Source organism: Pseudoalteromonas sp. SR43-2 (genome assembly GCF_014163885.1).
Classification (GTDB): Bacteria; Pseudomonadota; Gammaproteobacteria; order Enterobacterales; family Alteromonadaceae; genus Pseudoalteromonas; species Pseudoalteromonas distincta.
In genome coordinates, this window is sequence record NZ_JACJED010000017.1 from 25430 (window position 1) to 45031 (window position 19602).

Annotated in this window: 12 protein-coding genes; 4 read left to right on the forward strand and 8 right to left on the reverse strand. The window is 38.9% G+C overall.

Annotated features, from left to right (window positions below; translation table 11 throughout):
• Nucleotides 1-12 precede the first annotated feature (12 nt).
• Nucleotides 13-975, forward strand: a complete 963-nt coding sequence (locus tag H5120_RS14370; RefSeq protein ID WP_182675169.1) for a hypothetical protein — start codon at nt 13-15, stop codon at nt 973-975.
• 272 nt (nt 976-1247) lie between these two features.
• On the opposite strand, the gene H5120_RS14375 is transcribed toward H5120_RS14370, so the two are convergent.
• The 6 genes from H5120_RS14375 to H5120_RS14400 form a co-directional block, all read right to left on the reverse strand.
• Nucleotides 1248-3611 (reverse strand): alpha-L-rhamnosidase N-terminal domain-containing protein, encoded by a 2364-nt coding sequence (locus H5120_RS14375; protein ID WP_182675171.1) that lies wholly within the window; start codon nt 3609-3611, stop codon nt 1248-1250.
• A gap of 24 nt (nt 3612-3635) precedes the next feature.
• Nucleotides 3636-6932: a glycosyl hydrolase gene (locus tag H5120_RS14380; RefSeq protein WP_182675173.1), complete on the reverse strand. Its 3297-nt coding sequence runs from the start codon at nt 6930-6932 to the stop codon at nt 3636-3638.
• A 90-nt stretch (nt 6933-7022) separates the two neighbouring features.
• Nucleotides 7023-7937, reverse strand: coding sequence for a heparin lyase I family protein (locus H5120_RS14385; RefSeq protein WP_182675175.1), 915 nt, complete (start codon nt 7935-7937; stop codon nt 7023-7025).
• A 31-nt stretch (nt 7938-7968) separates the two neighbouring features.
• Complete coding sequence (locus H5120_RS14390) at nt 7969-9660, reverse strand: GH39 family glycosyl hydrolase (RefSeq protein ID WP_182675177.1); 1692 nt, start codon at nt 9658-9660, stop codon at nt 7969-7971.
• A gap of 9 nt (nt 9661-9669) precedes the next feature.
• Nucleotides 9670-11121, reverse strand: a complete 1452-nt coding sequence (locus tag H5120_RS14395) for a sulfatase (RefSeq protein WP_182675179.1) — start codon at nt 11119-11121, stop codon at nt 9670-9672.
• Nucleotides 11108-13891 (reverse strand): alpha-L-rhamnosidase, encoded by a 2784-nt coding sequence (locus H5120_RS14400; RefSeq protein WP_182675181.1) that lies wholly within the window; start codon nt 13889-13891, stop codon nt 11108-11110. The genes H5120_RS14395 and H5120_RS14400 overlap by 14 nt, the downstream gene beginning before the upstream one ends.
• Before the next feature lie 79 nt (nt 13892-13970).
• Between H5120_RS14400 and H5120_RS14405 the strand changes: the two genes are divergently transcribed.
• Complete coding sequence (locus H5120_RS14405) at nt 13971-15470, forward strand: sulfatase-like hydrolase/transferase (protein WP_310735980.1); 1500 nt, start codon at nt 13971-13973, stop codon at nt 15468-15470.
• A 66-nt stretch (nt 15471-15536) separates the two neighbouring features.
• Here the strand turns inward: H5120_RS14405 and H5120_RS14410 are convergent, their stop codons facing one another.
• A complete protein-coding gene (locus H5120_RS14410) occupies nt 15537-16442 on the reverse strand; it encodes a LysR family transcriptional regulator (protein ID WP_182675184.1) in 906 nt (301 codons plus the stop codon).
• 256 nt (nt 16443-16698) lie between these two features.
• On the opposite strand from H5120_RS14410, the gene H5120_RS14415 reads away from it, so the two are divergent.
• Nucleotides 16699-17661 (forward strand): class 1 fructose-bisphosphatase, encoded by a 963-nt coding sequence (locus H5120_RS14415; protein ID WP_182675186.1) that lies wholly within the window; start codon nt 16699-16701, stop codon nt 17659-17661.
• Between the two features lie 262 nt (nt 17662-17923).
• Nucleotides 17924-18526, forward strand: a complete 603-nt coding sequence (locus tag H5120_RS14420; protein ID WP_182675188.1) for a hypothetical protein — start codon at nt 17924-17926, stop codon at nt 18524-18526.
• Between the two features lie 44 nt (nt 18527-18570).
• Here the strand turns inward: H5120_RS14420 and H5120_RS14425 are convergent, their stop codons facing one another.
• Complete coding sequence (locus tag H5120_RS14425; protein WP_259397841.1) at nt 18571-19404, reverse strand: DeoR/GlpR family DNA-binding transcription regulator; 834 nt, start codon at nt 19402-19404, stop codon at nt 18571-18573.
• Between the last annotated feature and the right edge of the window lie 198 nt (nt 19405-19602).

Genomic DNA, 19602 nt, shown 5'->3' on the forward strand with positions numbered 1-19602 from the left:
GGTTTCCTATTGGTGTTAATAATAACATTACGTAAAGTTACACTTTTAATCGGTGTAACTTTATTTGTATTACTCTGCGTGCAGCAAATACTGCTATTAGAAGATGATACTCCAGATGCTTTGAAAAGACTGAGTGATGATGACTCAAAAAGCACCTTTCCAAAAAAAGAGGAATTGGTAGAAAAAGACTTTACTATTTCCTCGCCTCTTTCACATAAACAAAATCCCAGAATTAACAGACATACTAAAGATATACATAGCTGGATAGAAAGGTTAGGTCACCCCATGTCAAATGACGATATTATTTCATCGTCAGAAGCCATGCTAAACAAAGTTGCTCAACTAGCATCATCTGATTCAGTTATTTATTATCAATTGCTTAGTACCTTTGCCGATTTAGCGCATGGTGAGCAACGTATCTATCTGCGAAGAATTTTAGCCCTTGGATCAACATCACAAATAAAAGCGGCAATAGATGAGCTGTTGTATCATCATGACCTCGAAAATCGTATCGATGCGATAAAACTAATATTTTCGCTAGAGGATAAGTCTACACAGGTAGAAACTATAGATACTATTTTTAATTTATACCTATCAGAGTATGAATATGCGGTATTACTTAATTTTCTAGCTGATGAAGATCAGTATGAATTAGCCAATTTATATCAGACTCCTATTCATTTGATATACCAGTACTCGTCGGATAAAAACGTTAAAGCATTAGCTTTAGATGTGCTCTTGTCAAATACCACTTATAGAGGTGTTTCGATTTATAAATTGTTAGAGGAAGCCGACGAGGATAATAAAGAAGATGTTCTCAAACTATTACGAAATTTAGTAATATCTAAACGGTCAAAATTAGGAAATGTCTCAGCCTTAGTAAGGTTACTCGTTTATATGAAGGAGGATCCAACTGAAACTGTCGAAAACAAAATGATTATCTCGGATATTCTTACTTCATTAGTAGCTGAATAAGTGTCTTATTCCAATGAACTGAGATATCTCAATAGTTTACTACGTACAAGGAAAAGTGCTTCACAATTACTTCAGCTTGCTGAGGATTACTCAGATGTTTGGTGCAACATCTAAGTAATCAACACTCTCGCCTTACGTTTGAATAAGCTCATTAATCTACAAAATTATTACTATTTCATTATTGACTTATTTAACTCTCTAAGTATGCAAAAAATAAGCTGCCTTACTTAGAAAGTGTTTGTATAACAAGAATATATTTAAGCAGCACACTTTTATAAAGCCTCAATATTCCAAGTACCACCTGTTACTTTAAATTTTAAGTATTTTTTATCAGCTTCTATAAATGTTACCCCTTCAATCTTTTTTGGTTTAGACCAAAATGAGGTGTCTTTAAGCCACGCTTTATCGCCATTAAAACTGACGCTTTCTATATTAAAAAACTCTCTAGGAATGCCGACTATTGCGTTGGTATTTTGTGGGGACTTAAGAGATATGTTGATCGAATTATCATTACGATTTATTTCATAATCGATATCGCCTCTGACTGAAGGTACCCTTTGTTTAATATTCTTTAAATGGACCATATTTGGTAGTACGTTGAATGATTCCCATGCAACAGAAGTGGGTTCAATACCTGCTATATACTGGCTTAAGACTGTACTGGGGGCATTCCATGCGTGGTTTTCTGTGCCGCCACTTGGTAGGTATTCAGCAAGTGTTGAAAGGGCAGGGTTGTTCACTTGTTTGGCATAGCGCTGTTTCATTCTTGCTAGAGCGTCCTCATAGCGGCCAGCTTTAGCCATAGCGTTATACACCATCCATTCAAAGTGAGGGCTTGCGAATTGATTAGGGATCAAAACATTATCTACAATTTGCTGATACTGAGATGGCTTAGCTAAGTTAAACAAGATTGCAATTGCATTAGCGCGATCATCTTTAAACTTGTTGGGATCACTGCTGTAAAAACCATCTTGCCAATAAAGTTTTTGATAAGCATTTTTTATGGATTCTATGCGAGTATCGTAATAATCAAGATGCTGCTTATTGTTAAGTGCAATAGCCATCTTTTTCGCCGCGACTAATGCGCTGTAATATAAAGCACTTTGGATCGCGCCATAATCTATCGTTTCTTGTGGACCCCAATCAGTCCATTTCCATGCACCACTTCTGAATGTGGGCAGTCCATTATCTTTAATTTCCCATAGGGTCAGGTAGCGGTGAACATAAGGGTAAGCATAGTCGAGTGTTTCTTTATCACCGGTATTGTAATAGTAGTGCCAAATTGCTTGATCAATAAATTGAAGGCTTTGTGCGGGTAGCTCACGAAAACGTCCAGGTCCTAAACCTGCAAAGATACCTGACTCGCTATCACTAAAAGCCATTGTTACTTTTATTGCTTTTTTTAGCAGGTCGCGTCCGGGTTTATCCATTGAATAGAACAGGTAGCTCGCTTGGTCTGCAACATCACCAATCCATAACCCTCGCTCGCGGTCTGGGGTATCCATGAAGTTATCTCGTGCGCATATATATAGCGTGTTTTCAGCCATTTGCCATATACGTGTTAGCCATGTATCGTCCGATTCAAAGTGACCGGGGGTACTACCAATACCCGTCCAACGGTATTTTAAGCCGTGTACAATGGCACCTTTGGGTATGGTGTATTCAATAAAGCGGCCATTCGTCCATGAGAATGACTCAAACTGCTGACGACCTTGTTTTGTGGTATAAAACGTTTCGATGGTACTAAGTCGCATATTTGATTTCACATGGACTTGTTGGCCAGCCTCAGTTTCAATATCAAAAAAAGGCGTAAAGTTTTTATTAAAATCTAAATGGCACTTTATTTTTTTGCCGTCGCTAACGAATGGAAAGTCGGACTCATTAAAGTTTGTACAATTTGATAACCCATTGTTTTTTATGATAGGGATTTCACTTGGATACAACTTATAAAAAGGAGCAGCCGGTGGGCTACGCATACTTTTAGCAGACTGCCAAGATGAGTCATCATAATTGGGCAAATACCACGCATGTTCCCCCCAGTCATCTAAATCCTTGTTGGCATCATAGTTAATATTCCAAGCTGCCACTCTGTAAGGGGAATCTTTAAAGGTTGGTTGGTAGGCTTTATGATCTTTAGCTTTCCACGTGTCGTCTGAAGTAATAACGGTGTCGCCAATATGTGCTTGAAAAATAAAACCGGCCTTTGAGGCTGAAATATGAGTGCCTTTCTTGCCGTTATCTCCGTAGTACCAAGCTAAAGCCGCAATGGTATTATTCCCTTTTTTTAAGTATTTTTTAATATCGACAGTGTCGTAGTACTTATTTGATGCTATTGCAAAGTCATCAACTCTAGGGGCGCTTTTGACCGGTGAAGGCCCCCCAGTGTAGCTGCCCTCAAAAACAACCATCTCACCATTGATCCAAAGCCAGTATTTAGTATCGGCGCTGATATACGCGGTGGCTGATTGGTTAATATCATCAAGGGTGACTTCTTTGCGCAAGGCGACCCACGTATTTGGGTTACCAGCTCGTTGCTTAGTCCAGATCCACTCTGCTTCCCAATCTAGAGCAAATAAATTAAAGGAGCTCGCGGCTATTATTAATGCAATAATTTTAGTGAGGTGTGCTATTTTCATTTTTTTACTCATAATGTTGTCAAGTTAAAAGCTTGGTTGAATTATTCGAACAGGGCCTATTAACCCTGAACTCTGTAACGTTCTATTTTTTTCTTTTGCAAAAAAGTTATAACCTGTGAAAGTCACACGCTCACTCTTTGGCGGTGGTTCATTGGCATTAAGCCAATGAACCGTTTTCCCCGTCATTCTATAACCACTGGTATCTGGGAGGGCTTCGTCTCCAATTAATCGATTAACCCATGTATTGGTAATTTTTATTTCTAATAGGTTACGACCTGCTTTGAGCGCATTACTGATATCTAATGCGAATGGTGGCTTCCATAAGGTAGCTAAACTCTTACCATTGAGCGTGATTTCTGCGACTTGCTGTACTTCACCTAAATCAAGATAAATAGGGGCTTGTTTTTTGACTTGCTGTTCAGTGATAGAGAACGTTTTAGAGTATTGAGCGGTGCCAGAATAATGCTTAATACCTTCTTCTGGGCGTGTGCTCCAGTCTTGCAATTTATTAAAAGTAACTAAGCCGGGGCCAGCCCAATCTTGATCAAATTCTACGCTCCAAGGCCCTGTTAACTCTTTGAGTTTCGCGCCTTGTTTAGCATTTAGATAGACATCTTCCACAAGTTGAGAGTGGGTCCCTGTGTATTTTGGTGGGTTGTTGTCACGACGGAGCAAAATAAACCGGCTAGCGTAAGGCTCAAGTGCTAAGTCAATGATGATTCGGTTTCCATTTCTGCGGTAATTTTGTACTGGCTCGATTGTGCCATCGGTATTGTTCCAGATCTCTGGTATACCATCGCCATCACGGATATCGATACTGATTTGTTGAAACGTTGGCTGTTCGCTATGAAAAAAGTATAAGTCGTTTCCATTGATACGGCGCTTAGCAAACACTTTTACAGGCTCATTGTTTATCAAAAGATCAGGCTGGAACTTAAGCTGCTTAATGGTCTCTTCAAGGCTTAAATTACTCACACGTCCTTTGTGATAAGCTTTTATGGTGTTTGAGCTGTCAGCCCAAAGCTCATCAGCAATGTGTTTAAACTCTGCTTTATTTTGCCACTCACTAAACCCTATTACTTCTTTTGGTTTATTACCGATAATCGTCGCACCTGCGGCTACTAAGGCTTGTATACGTTTTAATGTTTTCACGTGGAGATAATCAGTTTTGGTTAAGTATAAGGCTTTATATCGAGTGCCTTCAGGCAGTACCAACCAGCCGTCTTTTACGCTGACACGATTTAGCAAAACATCGGTGTTGGTGAAGTCATAACCAAAACCGGCAGGTATCTCAACTTTGCTGTTGCCACGCACTGGCGCAACATCACCTAAATGCACTAAAAAGTCAGCGTCTGGCACTCCTTGTTGTAAAAGGTATGAACCTCGGGCTAAATATTTAAACCAGTGTGTGCCGCCATTATTCCACCATGTTTGTGTGCGATCGATATGAGACCCAATTGAGTCCATAGTCATCCCAGGTTTAATGTGATTATTTGGTTGATGAGCAAAGCGGTGAAACATGGTTTCGTTAATACCTCTTGCCCACATATGATCACCATGATGTTTGTAATAATATGGGTGACCTTTCCAGTTTACGGTCGTAGAGGTAAAAGATTCTGCGGAAATGATATTCTTACCGTAGATATGACCTGATGAAATTGCAGCGCTAGTTCGCCCATGATAAACCTTGTCTTTGCCCGGGAATGATTTCACCCAAAATTCACCCATTAAACGGTCTGCTTTACCGCCAGAGGCTAATTCATCAAATGGACCCCAGCCATAAGGTTCAATGTACGACTCTAAACCATATTGGTGAGATAAACGGGTAAACTCACCAAAGTAATTCTCTACCATGAGATCAGATAAGTGCTGTCGATATTCCTGTAAAATTGCACCTGTGTGTTCAGGTGACTCTATTACCCTACCTGTTAAGAGGGGCAGCCACTTGATAAAGTCGTAACCAAACTTTTCTTGAAAGGTGTGCTCTATCCCTGAGGTCCAGTTTTGTCCTCCCACTTCATAACTATCAATTTCAGTGGTTTTAAGAGATTTAATGCCTTTCGCTTGGACTTTCTTTAGTAACTTACCTACAAAGGCATCAAAGTGGAACTGTAGCGCCTTGGCATCAAACTTATCGACTTCTAAGCCTTCACCCTCAACAGTCGCGGGGACGTTATAGGCGCCTGTACTAGTGTAACCAAAACGCAATATACGCCAGTTACCTTCGGGTAGTTTTATGCCATCTTTGGGTAATTTACCACGGTTCAGTACTAAAACATCTTTTGCTTTAGTAATTGCATCCGAGTTAATTTGGGGTGTTAAACTTACCTGACCTCGCTCCATTGAGTTCATTGAAAACCAATCATCAATTCTTGGCACCGACCACAAGTCAAAACGCTTAAGAGTGATTGGTTTGTCAAACACTAAACGGAAAAATTTGGCTTTGTAACCATCAGTTTGTTCACTGACAAGCTGCGGACTAAAGGCCCATAATCTAGCTCCTGGTCGAGGCCGGCGAAGCTTTTCAACAACGGTGGTGAAATTAACTCCATCAGAGGAGATTTGTAATGCGGCATCACCATGCCGATTAGGCGTTTCAATATGTAAACTACGCAACGTAGTCGGCTCATCAACTTCAACTTGTACCCAGTAGTTGTTGGCTTTATTTTTGTTGAACGTTAATGTGCTATCCCAGTCATTGTCAGTGAGAAGTGCTGCATTTAAGGTTGGATCTGAGGCCGTTACTTTCGCATTGCTAAACGCGTTGCTTTGATTGTATTTATTTGCTGGTAGCGCAATCACTGCAACATCACGATAAAATTGTTCGTAGTAACCAGGCTGTGGTGGCAAAAGCGTCTTGTTATTATGATTATTGGGGGTTACCTGCACATACTGCTCTGACCAAGTGATCCTTTTCATTGACATTTCGGGCGTAACCCAAGGGCCACCACTTGAAGTCCAGCCGTCGGCGTTATGAATGCCAAACTCTATATCATTTTTGTCGGCTTGTTCGGCAGCATGAACAAGGTGTTCGTAAAATTCTTCAGTGCCAAAGCGGATGGGGCCTTCTGAAGAATAAGGTTTATTACGACGATGTACATGAAAGAAAATGGCTCCTCCGATCCCTGCTTCTTTCATGGCTTTAAAGTCCTCAGTAAAACCTGGTTTACTGAGGTTGCCGTTCATTGCATGCATCCAGGTTTTAGGTAAATACTTTTTTTCTGGGTTTTGAAACCCTTCAGGAGCGAACTGCTTGGCAGATGTTGTTCCAGATATAATTGCCAGTGAAACTAATAACGTTTTGCATAGTGTTAATTTCATAAGGTATCTCAATATTTATCGTGTTTATATTTAAGTATTTACTTATAAAACCTAAACAGAGTAAGGCTTTAGCTAAGTATTATCTGTCTATCATGGTGCGACATTTGAATAGGTAATATCAGTTCCCTCAGCTTGCCTAACGTCATCTAAATACATGATCACGTTTTGGTCACGATTGACATATTCTCCCCATAAATACCAACCAAAAGAGGGATAAACGCCTTGCTTGTCGTTGTAACCTAACTGTATGTTTTGAATATCTGCGGCTTGCTTACCGTCGATCCATAAAGTAATACCGCCTTTTTCTTGAAAAGGGTTGGTGTTAACTTTTAAAACAAAATCGACCCAGCGATCTTGATATTCAGCAAGGTTAGCGGGGATCATTAAGGTATCATTGCCTTCACCTTGGGTGCTGGTACTGATTTGTTTGCTATCCCATGAATAGCCTAAACTAAAGCCCTGCTTTTTAAGGTTAAGAGCAACCGGTGGGATGCGGTTTGGTTCACTTTGACCATCTCGAGCGCCGTGTATTTGAAAAAATAGTGCGCCTTGATTTTGTGTAAACTGTGTATGTTCACTCGGAAAGTAAGCACTAAATCCATACCATACGGTTGAGATATTACTTTGCGCTTTTTTACCATGAAACATGGCTTTACGGTCCGTGTTATCTAGCTTTTGCGGATCGCCGTTCCATTGTGATGGGTTATTTGCTTTCCATAGTAATTTTGCACTGTAGTTGCCTGAGCGTGCTTTAGATTCATCAATACTGAAAGAGTGGGGGCCCTGTAGCTGAGCAAATAAGAAATTCATCGGCAGGGATGGATCTAGCCCAGGTTGGTGGGTACTTATTGGTAAAGTTGTATTCTCAGCATTCCAGCCGCCTTGCTCAAACGATTCGTGAATAATAGGCTTACTTGATGTATCGCTGTTATTTGTGTCGTTTTGACTGCAGCCAAGTAGAGAGGTTAACAGCAGCAATGCAAATGGTGTTTTTATCGTTGTCATTTGTTGTCATTCCGAAAGTTTAATTAATCTGTTACCAGCGAATCTGGTAACTTTGTACAGCAAAAGAGGGCAGAGTCTTTTTTATCTGTACGTGCGAATGCGCTGGGTTACTGTCTGCGATAGTCTTCCCCTGTTGCCATTCGCCCCAGTTGAGTTTGTTGATTTTCCCATATTTGGATAGGCTTTCTTTGTAAACTTTGAGCCCTGTTTCGTTTAATGCATTTGTAGCTGATGCAGTTGGATGGGCGTCGTTTTTACGCCAGCCCCCTTGGCTTTGTGGGAGCATGGCTTTCGGGTGATCTGCAAAAAACAGTTGATCGAAATTGCTTGTATTATCAATTTGCGCAACCCGATACTTAAACTGTGTACCAGCTGGTTTATCAACACGTAATGAAAGCTGTATTGGCTCGGGTTTTTGATATTCCATATTGTCTTTATTAAAGCTAAACATAAGAATATCAATGTCTTGGTTGTTTGGTTTTTGAGAAAATATACCATCGATATAATTTCCTCTTTCTGAGCGAGTTTCACTGCGTGTATTGCGGTAAAAACGATTGCCGACCATGTCATTGAGGGCTAGTTGTGTCATGGCCTCGGGACTATAAGAGCCTCTTCTGGCATTTCCCCATTGGTATACATCTTTGATGTTTTTTTCTAGCATCATTTTTGACAGCATGGCAAAAAATGCAGAATTATGTGACGTTGCCACACTGACGAAACCCGCTCGTTTCATTTTTACGATAAATTTATACTCATGGATTTCAAAGCGAGCGTCAGCGTTATAATCAGGATGCTCTAAAATGGGGGCTATTTGCTTTTGGTAAACTTCATCCATATCCATCTCATGAGGGTGAGTGATATGCGGATAATAAGAAATGGCTAAGAAGTCATAGGGAACATTATTTTGTTTTGCCCAACTAACAAAGTGTGGAGCATACGCATCTTCAGTGTTACCTGTGTAATCAATGTACTTACTTTTGTGGGTCGCTTCGCGAAAATGAGTGCCTATAACTGCTTTTGGCAGTACAGATTTTACTGCTAAAACGGTATTTTGATAGTGTTCAAAAAATTCTTGTCGTGTAGCGGCCCAATGCTGTGGGCGAGTATCAATTTCTGAACCAACTCTAAATCGCCAACTTAATACCTGCTTCTCTCCGTATGTGTCGACTAAGTGGGAGATAAAGGCGCGAATGTAGTTATGCCAGGCTTTAGCGTCTTTTGGTGGTAAACCGTTGCCATATACGCCGACTCGGTCTTTGGCTAAATAATGTATGCCATCAGGTTTTTCGACAAAAGTATAGCCACGTTGGAATGCCCAAGGTGGGTTATCCAGCACTATCTGGAATATATCCCAATCATTTTCAAGCCAACTATCAATGCGATCAGTTGCTGCTTTGAAATTATAAACGTATTTTTCACCGTCCCAAATATATGTATCACCAGTAAGATCTTGGTTATACCATCCGCCTAGCATACGTACTGTATTTACTTTAGCTTTACGGCCAAAGGTTGCGGGTTTAGATTTTGGGTTTCCGCCCTCTGTTCTGACTGCAACGTCAAAAAAATCATAAATTTCACCATGTTTTTCTTGCTCAGTGGTGAAGTCAGCAGTGAATGTGTGTGCTGTTTCAACCACCTTGTCATTGTGTGATGGTGTCGTAGACGATTGGCAGCCTGTCATACCAATACAGAGTGTGAGTAGAGTGAGCTTGAGTAATTTCATTGTTGTTTCTTAATTATTTATTACGTGACGTTTTTCATAAAACGATGGGGCGTCTTGAGGAAACTTTTCATGCAGAAGCGCTTTGAGTCGTTCTTTAATTTCTGCGTATTGTTTGTCATCAGCTACATTGGCGGTTGCTACATTGCTAGTGGTGTGATTGTAAAGCTCAGTATTTTTAATCTCCTGCGTTTTAGCATCTCGCCACTCGGTATAGCGCCATAGGCCATCTGTTACTGTTACTCCCATGATCTTTCCGCGATTAAATAAGCTATAAGCAGCTTTTTTAAATGGCATCTCAGGGTGATCAGTGACTGTTAATAAACTTTTACCATCTATATTGGGAGTCGGGAGCCCGGCTGCTTGTGTTACAGATGGGAATATATCGATGTTTTCAACCAGGGCCTCCGACGTTTTACCTGTTTGGCGATTGTCATGGGATAGTTCTCGGCTGATGATCAGAGGCACTTTTGTATCTAATTCCATATTAGTGTGTTTATTCCATGCACCATACTCGCCTAACTTATAGCCGTGGTCGCTCATAAAAACGATCATGGTATTGTCCCGTAAGCCCATTTCATCTACCGCATCCATGACACGCCCCACTTGTGCATCCATATAACTTACCGAGGCATAGTAAGCGTGAATAAGTGTTTTAGTTAGCTCATCATCAACATCTCCCTTTTGTGGGATACCTCCATACATACGAAGCTCCCCCCATTTGGTGAGAGCTAGTCGGTACATATTGTCTGGCTTGTCTCTACTAGGAACACTAAACTGTTCGCGGTCATAAAGGTCCCAATATTTCTTTGGGGCATTAAAAGGAAGGTGCGGCTTACTAAAGCCTACAAACATTAGAAACTTATCATCTTTAAGTTGCTTTAAAGTATTGATTGCATCTGCTGCAACTTTGCCATCTTTATAAAAGTTGTCATCAACATCACCCGCTTCATAAGCGAAACGGGTTTTTGCGTTTTCAGCATTGGCGTAAAAATTATCAAGCTTTTTAATATGCGTTGACCAGTTTTCTTGATCATCCGTTACACTATGGTAGACCTTGCCAATACTGATAGTTTTATAGCCGTTTTCTTTAAAAAGTTGTGGCATTGAAACAACATCAGGCTGATTAGGTCGTAGGCGACCATCCCTACGAATTGTATATAGTCCAGTCGTTTCAGGGCGTAACCCTGTCATAATGCTCACTCGAGAAGGCCCGCAAATTGCTTGCTGCGCATAAGCGTTGCTAAATTTTACCCCTTCAGCTGCTAGCTTATCTATGCTGGGACTTTTAACATGTTTATGGCCGTAAACACCCAGATCACTTCGTAAATCGTCGACTAAAAAAATCAACACATTAACGGGCTCTTTAGTTTGTGTAGCGCTTAAATCTGCCTTTACTTTGCTTGAGCTACAGGCCGTCAGCACCAGCATTGATAATGCAGCTATATAATTAAATTTTGCCATGAATCAGGTACTCACCAGGGGTTAATTTTTTCTGACCTGTAACTGGTTTACCGTGTTGTAAAATCGTTACGTTAGTTAAATGATCCAAGTCTAATATTGCTGCGGAGTTCTTTGGTACTGTGAGAGAAATGGATGCTGTATCCCCCTCTAGTGACCAATCAAGCTCAATAGCACCATTAGTTGTTTGTACTGTTCCACCGACTTGATTTAAATGATAAGAAAACTGTGGTGATACTTTAAATTCTCTGAACCCGGCTTTTATAGGCGTTATGCCTAATATACCTTCATAAAACCATCTTGAAATAGTGCCGTATGCATAGTGGTTTAATGAGTTCATTCCTTGCGGGTTGAAGCCATCTTCTAGTGAATAAGAGTTCCAGCGTTCCCATGTTGTTGTTGCGCCATTGTTGATAGAGTAAAACCATGATGGGTAGCTTTCTTTAAATAGCAATTGGTAGACTAAATCGCTGCGACCTGCTTCTTGCAGCGCCGATGCTAGTAACGGTGTGCCCAAGAAACCAGTGCGAAGATGGTTGTCTGCTTCTTCAATAAGTTCAATGAGAAGGTGCTGTGCTTTTTTAGACTCAGCAGGTTCAAGTAAATTGAACTCTAAAGCGAGTAAGTAAGCTGTTTGTGTGGGCTTGCCTTTTTTGGGTATTAAGTTTTTATCAAAAAAAGTATCTCTAAAAGCCGTTTTAATTTGTTGGTGTAATTTAGTTAGTTGCTCTATATCTGCATGCTGGTTAAGTACTTTAGCTGTGTTAAGTGTTAACTCTACAGAACGAGCATAGAACGCCGTACCAATTAAACTAAAATCTGTATCACCTCGGTTTGCTTTTTTTCCTTTAGCCTCAGGGTAAGGTTGCAACCAATCACCAAATGTTTGCATATTTGAAATGTGATTATTGCTTTGACTCTCGTGATAATTTAGCCAGTTCTTCATCATGGCGTAGTTATCAGATAAAACCGACTCATCTCCCGTCATTATGTATAATTCCCAAGGGATAATTGTGGCTGCATCTCCCCAACCAGAAGAGGTCCATTTAATCCATTCGACATATGGGATATATAATGGGATTTTGCCATTATCAGTTTGCTCTTCGCGCATACTTTCTAACCACGCAGACCAAAATCCATACGCGTCGGCCATGTACATTGACGGTGTCACAAACGCATTGGCGTCACCGGTCCATCCGAGTCTTTCGTCTCGCTGTGGGCAGTCTAGTGGGACATCATAAAAGTTACTTTTAAGTCCCCAGTTAATATTACTAAACAGTTGATTTAGCTTAGTATGAGAAGAGTTAAAGTTATCGTATAGCTTGATATCAGAATGTTGAACCAATGCTTTAACCCAATCTTTAGAGGGTTTTTTTGATGAATCAAAGCCTGATAGTTTGATATATCGGTAACCATGAAATGTAAAAGTAGGTTTATATTTAATACGTTCTGATTTTGATGGTGTGAAATAATTGGTTGATATTGCACTACGATAGTTATCAGTATAAAACTCACCCATATGTAGTGCCTCAGCAAATTCTATTTTGATTTTTTGGTTTGCAACCGCCGGAACTATTATTTCTGGCACCCCAACCATATTTTGGCCAAAATCAAACACCACACTCTCTTTTGAAATATTTATTATTTTAATAGGTGAAAGTTCACTAATGACTCTTATTGGCGCGTGTCTTTTAGGGCTGAGCTTAATTGCAGGATCAATCTTTTGTGTATAAGCGTTCTGCCATGTAGCACTGTTAAAATTATTCATATTCCAATTAGGTTGTTCTAGTGCTTGTGAATAATGCTCTCCATCGTAATTGCTGGCAAAGCGAATAGGACCCTTTTGTGTTACTTTCCAAGATTGATCTGTCGCTACGACTTGAGAAGAGCCATCTGTAAAGTGTATTTCAAGCTGAGCAAGTAGAAGCGGGGAGTGGACATGATCGGTATCTTTTAAGTCGGCAATCCTCGCTGAGAACCATCCGCCTGCTAATATTGATGCTAGGGTGTTCTCACCTTTTGTAAGCTTATCGGTTAGATCGTATGTGAGTGTTTCTATTCTTTTATTATACGGAGTCCAGCCAGGGGTCATTACATCAATTTTTGATACTTCTTCTCCGTTAATGTAAGGCTTAAAGACGCCCTTAGAAGTGATATATAGGCGAGCTTTTTCTATGTCTTTGTTGATATTAAATGACTTTCTAAAATACTGAGGAGTCGCGATAGTAGTTTTTGACGGCTGATTAGCTTGTTTTGTATCAGGATGTCCTATCCATTTTGCCTGCCAGTCTTTATTTGTTAATAGGCCAAGCTCAATGCTTTGCGGATCACTCCAGTTTGAGGTTTGGTTTTCTTCATCCCAAACTCTAACGCGCCAATATACTTTTTGTCTTGAGGTAAGAGGTTCACCTTGGTATTTAACCCAGCTAGTACTTGATGAGTTAACTTTTTTACTGTCCCATAAGTCGGGCTGTTCTTTGAGTAAGTTAAGAGTTGTAGCTACTTGAACTTGATAAGCTGATTGGAAGTTTGAATGAGCTGTTTCACCTATTTGCCATGAGAATTTAGGTTCACTTTCATAGTATCCTATAGAAGATTTAAAGCCTTCACCCACTTTTAAATCAGCAGGAGCGGCAATTAATTCAGAGGTTTGCTTTGGATTTTCTGCTTCCCTTTCGTTGCTGCATGCTGCGTTAAAGCACATGATTGATGTAAGAATTAATGCCTTAACAAATGTCTTATTAGATAAACTGTAATGTTTTGATAAATTCATTTTATGTGTGTGTATGTTAATCAGTTATTTTTTACAGTAACATTTAAACTGTCATTTTCAAGCTAAATAAGTCACTATTGTGATTGATTTTGATTTTTTTGCTCTGTGTAGTGATGTAATTTATTGGATGGATAGAATGAAAATATATTTGAACACACTGTTTTTGATAACTTTAATTACCATAGGGTTTAACTCTTATGGTACTGAACGAGAGGATATTAAAAAAACGACTAATGAACGTCCTAATATTCTTTTTATTCTTGCCGATGATCATCGATGGGATTTGCTAGGTAAAAATCACCCTATTATAAAAACACCTAACTTAGATGCATTAGCAAATCAGGGGGTGAGCTTTTCTAATTCATTTGTTACTACACCTATTTGTGCGTCAAGCCGTGTTAGTATATTGACTGGGCTAACAGAGCGAACTCACGACTTCACTTTTAGCCGACCGGCAACCGGTGTTACTGAATCTGACAATATTTATCCAAAAAAATTAAAAGATAGTGGTTATACGTCTGGGTTTGTTGGTAAGTATGAAATTAAGCTCTCAGGCGATGATTCCGATAGGTTTGACTATTTTGAGCCGTTACTACATTCCAAAACAAACACTTACAAAGGTAGCGAAATCCCTCAAACTCATTATATTGCGCAAAGAGCTAAAGACTTTATTGTAAATATGGAGGGCTCTTCTAAGCCTTGGGTGCTCAATGTTAACTTTTGGAACCCGCATGCACTCGACAGTGACAAAGAGGATCAATACCATTACCCATCAAAATTCGAAGATTTATATAGTGATATTACAATTCCTCCAGCAAAGTTATCAGATGATGAAACATTTGCAGCGTTGCCAGAGTTCTTAAAGAACTCTATTGGTCGGGTACGTTGGGAATATAGGTATGCAAATAACGCAATGTATCAAAAAATGATTAAGCGTCATTATCGTGCAATCAGTGCGGTTGACGAAGGCGTGGGTCAAATTATCGCTCAACTTGAAAAACTTGGGATGTTACAAAATACGATTGTAATTTACACTGGAGATAACGGATACAGCTTAAATGAACGTCAATTAGCCGGTAAGTGGTTTGGTTGGGAGGAAGACCTTAGAGTGCCTTTAATCATTTATGACCCTCGTAATACTAAGCAAGGAGTTACTATTGATAAGGCGGCGCTTAACATTGATATAGCCCCTACAATTTTAGATTATGCAAATGTTGCAATTCCTAAAATGTATCAAGGAAACAGTCTAGTTGGGTTGGTTAAAGGTGAAGAAATACCTTCGTGGAGAGATGAATTTTTCTTTGAGCATATGTATCAGCCAAAGAGGGTATCGATACCTCCTATGGTTGGTATGCGGACAGGCAACTGGAAGTTTGTTGATTTTTATAAAAATAACTATTTACAACTTTATAATTTAATTGAAGATCCTCAAGAAAAATTTAATCTAGCACTACTACCTCAGTATAAATCTAAAGTTGAATATTTTCGTAAGCGCACAGGTGAATATATTAAAGCATATGAAGATCAAAGAACCATAGAGGTTAAAGAAAGAACTCACTTTTTAAATAGTACAGAGTAAACATAGATCATCAGCGGCTTCTTTTAACTAAGAGGCCGCTAGATTTTTTTAATACAAATAAGTGCTTTAACTGAAAATATGCTTTAGGGAAAGGTAGGCTTGTTTTATATCATCGATAAGTAATGTAATCTTCTCTGGTTTATGGCGTGTATAAGGGTATACGGCAAAAACACCTAAAGAACGTGTTTCATAGTTTTTTAAAACTTGTACCAATTTACCGCTTTTTAGTTCTTCATAGACGCTACACTTAGGCACGTATATTAAGCCTACGTTATTAAGAGCTGCTTTTTTTAATGATAATGCATTATTAGATGACATACTGCCATTTACTATTATTGAAGTTAGGCCTTCATTTAGAGTAAAGCGCCATTCATTACTCCCGTTAGCTTGTAAGTCATAACATAAGCAATTGTGTTTTTTTAAGCTGTTTATATCGACGATAGCTTCAGCGTCGGCTAAATACTTTGGAGATGCACAAACAACCCAATTTGACTCTAACAAAGGCACTGCTATTAATGATGAGTCTGTTAAAACTGCAGTTCTTATTGCTAAATCAACGCCTTCATCAACTAGGTCGACGAGTTTGTTTTCTAAGCGTAATTCTATAGTGACTTTAGGGTACTTTTTACAAAATTTTGCAACTAAATCGGCCAGTAATAGCTCTCCGGATATAGTCGGTACTGACATCACAATATGCCCCGAAACTTCTAAAGAAAGCTCATTTACTGCATTAAATGCATCATTCGCTTGCTGATTAATTCCTTTTGCATGTTCAAAAAGTAGTTTACCTGCATCTGTTAAGCTCAGCTTCCTTGTTGTTCTGTAGAGTAACTGAGTATTTAGTTTACTTTCCAAAGCAGATACTTTTTTGCTCACAGCTGTTTTTGATAGCCCCATTTTTAATGCGGCTTGACTAAATGAGTTTTCCTCAACAACTATAGCAAAAATAGCTAATTCTGAAGCCCCTACCATAAACCCTCTTTATTATGACATTAATGGAAACAGTTTATAACTTTATTGTGAATATACACATAAAAGGATGGGTAGTATATTGTCATCTTTAATTATCAACAGCTAGTTACATAGAATAGGAAGTAATAAAGCTATTTATGCTTTTGATTTTTATTGTCAGTAACTGGGTAATATTTAAGATATGAAAAGTATTTAAAATTGACAACTAAATTTTTCATAGCTGCTTTAAGTTTAGTAAAATACAAAGGGTGAAAAATTGGAAAGGTTAATACCAGCTCTAAAAAAAGACAACGTTAACATTGAACTAATTATGTTAATTAGAACAATTCTAGCAGCTTCTAAAGAGATCTCCTTTAGAGTTAGTCAAGGTGCGCTTGCTGGTGTACTTGGCTCAACCTTAGATGAGAATATTCAGGGAGAAGTGCAAAAAAAATTGGACGTTATTGCAAACCAGCTACTCAAAGATATGCTGCTAAATGACGACTCTGTTCGCGCCATTGCCTCAGAAGAAGAAGACTTTGTCGTTGCTGCTACACCAAAGGCACCTTATATCGTTGCATTCGACCCATTAGACGGCTCGTCTAATGTTGATATTAATGGGCAAATAGGCACTATTTTTACAATATACAAAGCAAAAGATGATGTACCTGATGATAGCGAGCTACAATTTGCTCAAAAAGGTGAAGAGCAGGTGTGTGCCGGATATGTCCTCTACGGTGCTTCAACTCTACTTGTTATGACGACAGGAGGCCCAACGCGTTGTTACACACTAGACTCTACTCATGGAGGCTACCTGTTAACAGAAAATAACTTCGATATTCCGGGAAAAACTAAAGAATTCGCAGTGAATATTGCAAACTATCGCTACTGGCCAGAAAAGGTTCAGTGTTATTTTGATGAGGTTTTATATCAAAGTGATGCATTTTCAGGTTCTTCCATGAGATGGAATGCGGCTATGGTAGGTGATGTTCACCGCATTATTAGCCGTGGTGGATTATTCTTGTACCCACAAGATACTAGAAGCGGGAATAGTAATGGCAAAATCAGGCTGCTATATGAAGCTAACCCACTTGCTTTACTTATAGAAAAAAGTGGGGGCTTAGCAACAAGCTTAGGCCAGTCAATTTTAACTATTGAGCCGACTTCCCTTCATCAGCGAGTGCCCGTAGCTATAGGCTCTAAAGAGCAGGTTGAATATTATAATAAGTCTACTATTTAGCGTTAAATACAAAAATTACTCGTCAAGCTACCTATAAGCCTCAGCTGCAGTAGGTGCCTTTTGCAGGGTTATTTAGGTTAAACGGAAATCGTTGATATACGGTAAATGATTGGAACTTGTTTTGTTTATGAATTTGAAAAGGCTGAAAATAATGCCGATTTATATATTGTATTTAAACTGGAGTGTATAGAGTTTGCGTACTCACATATTTGATATTGATGGTACTTTAACTAAAAGTGGCAATGATTTATGGTTCTTAGTTATGCAAGAGCTATGTGAACCAGCGGGTTTCAAAGCGATGGTTTTAGCGTGGGAAGCAAAAAGTAAAACGTATGAAAACTCGCATACTCTACTTGTAGGTGCACTTGGTTTACTCCGGGGTGTTGAAAATGCACAAGAGAAGATTTTTAATACAGCTAAAAGGCTAACCCTAGACTTAATAGATAAGGATTTTGTACCAAAACAAGCCATTATTGCACTCAGGCAAAGTATACACATCTGCGATTTGATTGTATTAAGCACAGCCAACTTTATTGAGGCAGCAAGAGGTTTTACAGCAGCTTTAGTGGAGCGAAACCTAATTACTCAGTTTGAATATAATAGGCTTGTTATATTAGCAACTAATACTAATTGGGAAAAATTTTCCGTAGAGTGTTTTAATATGGGCGATGTGAAAATACATAGTTTTTACAGATATTTACAACAAAAGAACTATCCTCTCAAGGTACCTGACAAAGTGTTTATCGATGACCCTCAGTTTAATGATGCGTCATTAGCGAATGAATCTTTAGAAGTCGTAGTAGTAGATAACCCTAAGAACAGAGATTACATAAGAAATACAGGATTTGAGCGAGTATACTGGTAATAAACATAGAAGAAGCCCCAGAAAAAAGGGCTTCTGTTTCGAGATTACGGTGTGGCGCAGGGTACAATAACTACCTCTATACCCTGACTTTCAAAGTCCTTGATTAGTTTTTTATCTGCATTCGAGTCAGTAATTAGAATGTCGACTTCAGACAGCGGGCAAAAAATAAAATTACTATGCTGACCCAGCTTAGTACTGTCAGCTAAAATAACCAATTTCTCAGTTTGTTTTTTTAATTTTTGTTCTGATCTAATGAGCAAGGGGTCTGACTCCATGACTCCAAATTCCCCTATCCCTGGCGTGCCCATAAACATCATAGTAGCCCGATAATTTTCGGTGGTATCACTTTCATATGAGCTGAGAATAATGCCTTGATCTCTATAAATTTCGCCACCAGGTAACGAAACTTGGTTATCACTATTTTCCGTAATGTAGTTAGCTAATACAAAAGAGTTTGTAAGTATATTTAACTGTAACTTAGCAAGGTATTCGCCCATCATAAAAGTCGAGCTACCACCATTGATTATAATGGAGTCACCATCAGAACATAACTCAACCGCACGTTTTGCAATAAGCTTTTTTGTATTAGCTTGCTTTGTCTTGTCTACAACAAATGAAGAGCTAGAGATATTTTTTTTCTTCTTCTCTCCTGTTATAGATTCTGCACCTCCTCTAATTTTAGTTATTTCACCACGTTTAGACATTTTAGTAATGTCACGTCTGATAGTAGCTTCTGAAGCATTTAGCAACTGAGTTAGATTACGCACACTCGCAAACTGGCGTTGCTCTAAAATGTCTATGATTAATTGTTGCCTATGCTTTTCTAGCATAGGTAATGATTGTTCATTGGTGACAATACTTACAGAAGATTTATTCATATTAAATAGAAATTAACCATTAAAAAATTAGTCATATAACTATATCACACCTGACCATAAAAGACATTTTTTGACATTATTTGATTTTTTTATGCAGCCTCTAACTTTTTTAGTATTAACCATTAGGTGAGTGGGCGTTTTAGCAGATAAAAACACTTAATATAATATTTACGAGTTTGACAAAAATATTACGTTCAG

Bases quoted from the DNA above. Each gene is read 5' to 3' on its own strand.
- H5120_RS14375 (WP_182675171.1), bottom strand. From the start codon at position 3,611: ATGAAAATAGCACACCTCACTAAAATTATTGCATTAATAATAGCCGCG.
- H5120_RS14380 (WP_182675173.1), bottom strand. From the start codon at position 6,932: ATGAAATTAACACTATGCAAAACGTTATTAGTTTCACTGGCAATTATA.
- H5120_RS14385 (WP_182675175.1), bottom strand. From the start codon at position 7,937: ATGACAACGATAAAAACACCATTTGCATTGCTGCTGTTAACCTCTCTA.
- H5120_RS14390 (WP_182675177.1), bottom strand. From the start codon at position 9,660: ATGAAATTACTCAAGCTCACTCTACTCACACTCTGTATTGGTATGACA.
- H5120_RS14395 (WP_182675179.1), bottom strand. From the start codon at position 11,121: ATGGCAAAATTTAATTATATAGCTGCATTATCAATGCTGGTGCTGACG.
- H5120_RS14400 (WP_182675181.1), bottom strand. From the start codon at position 13,891: ATGAATTTATCAAAACATTACAGTTTATCTAATAAGACATTTGTTAAG.
- H5120_RS14410 (WP_182675184.1), bottom strand. From the start codon at position 16,442: ATGGTAGGGGCTTCAGAATTAGCTATTTTTGCTATAGTTGTTGAGGAA.
- H5120_RS14420 (WP_182675188.1), top strand. From the start codon at position 17,924: ATGCAAGAGCTATGTGAACCAGCGGGTTTCAAAGCGATGGTTTTAGCG.
- H5120_RS14425 (WP_259397841.1), bottom strand. From the start codon at position 19,404: ATGAATAAATCTTCTGTAAGTATTGTCACCAATGAACAATCATTACCT.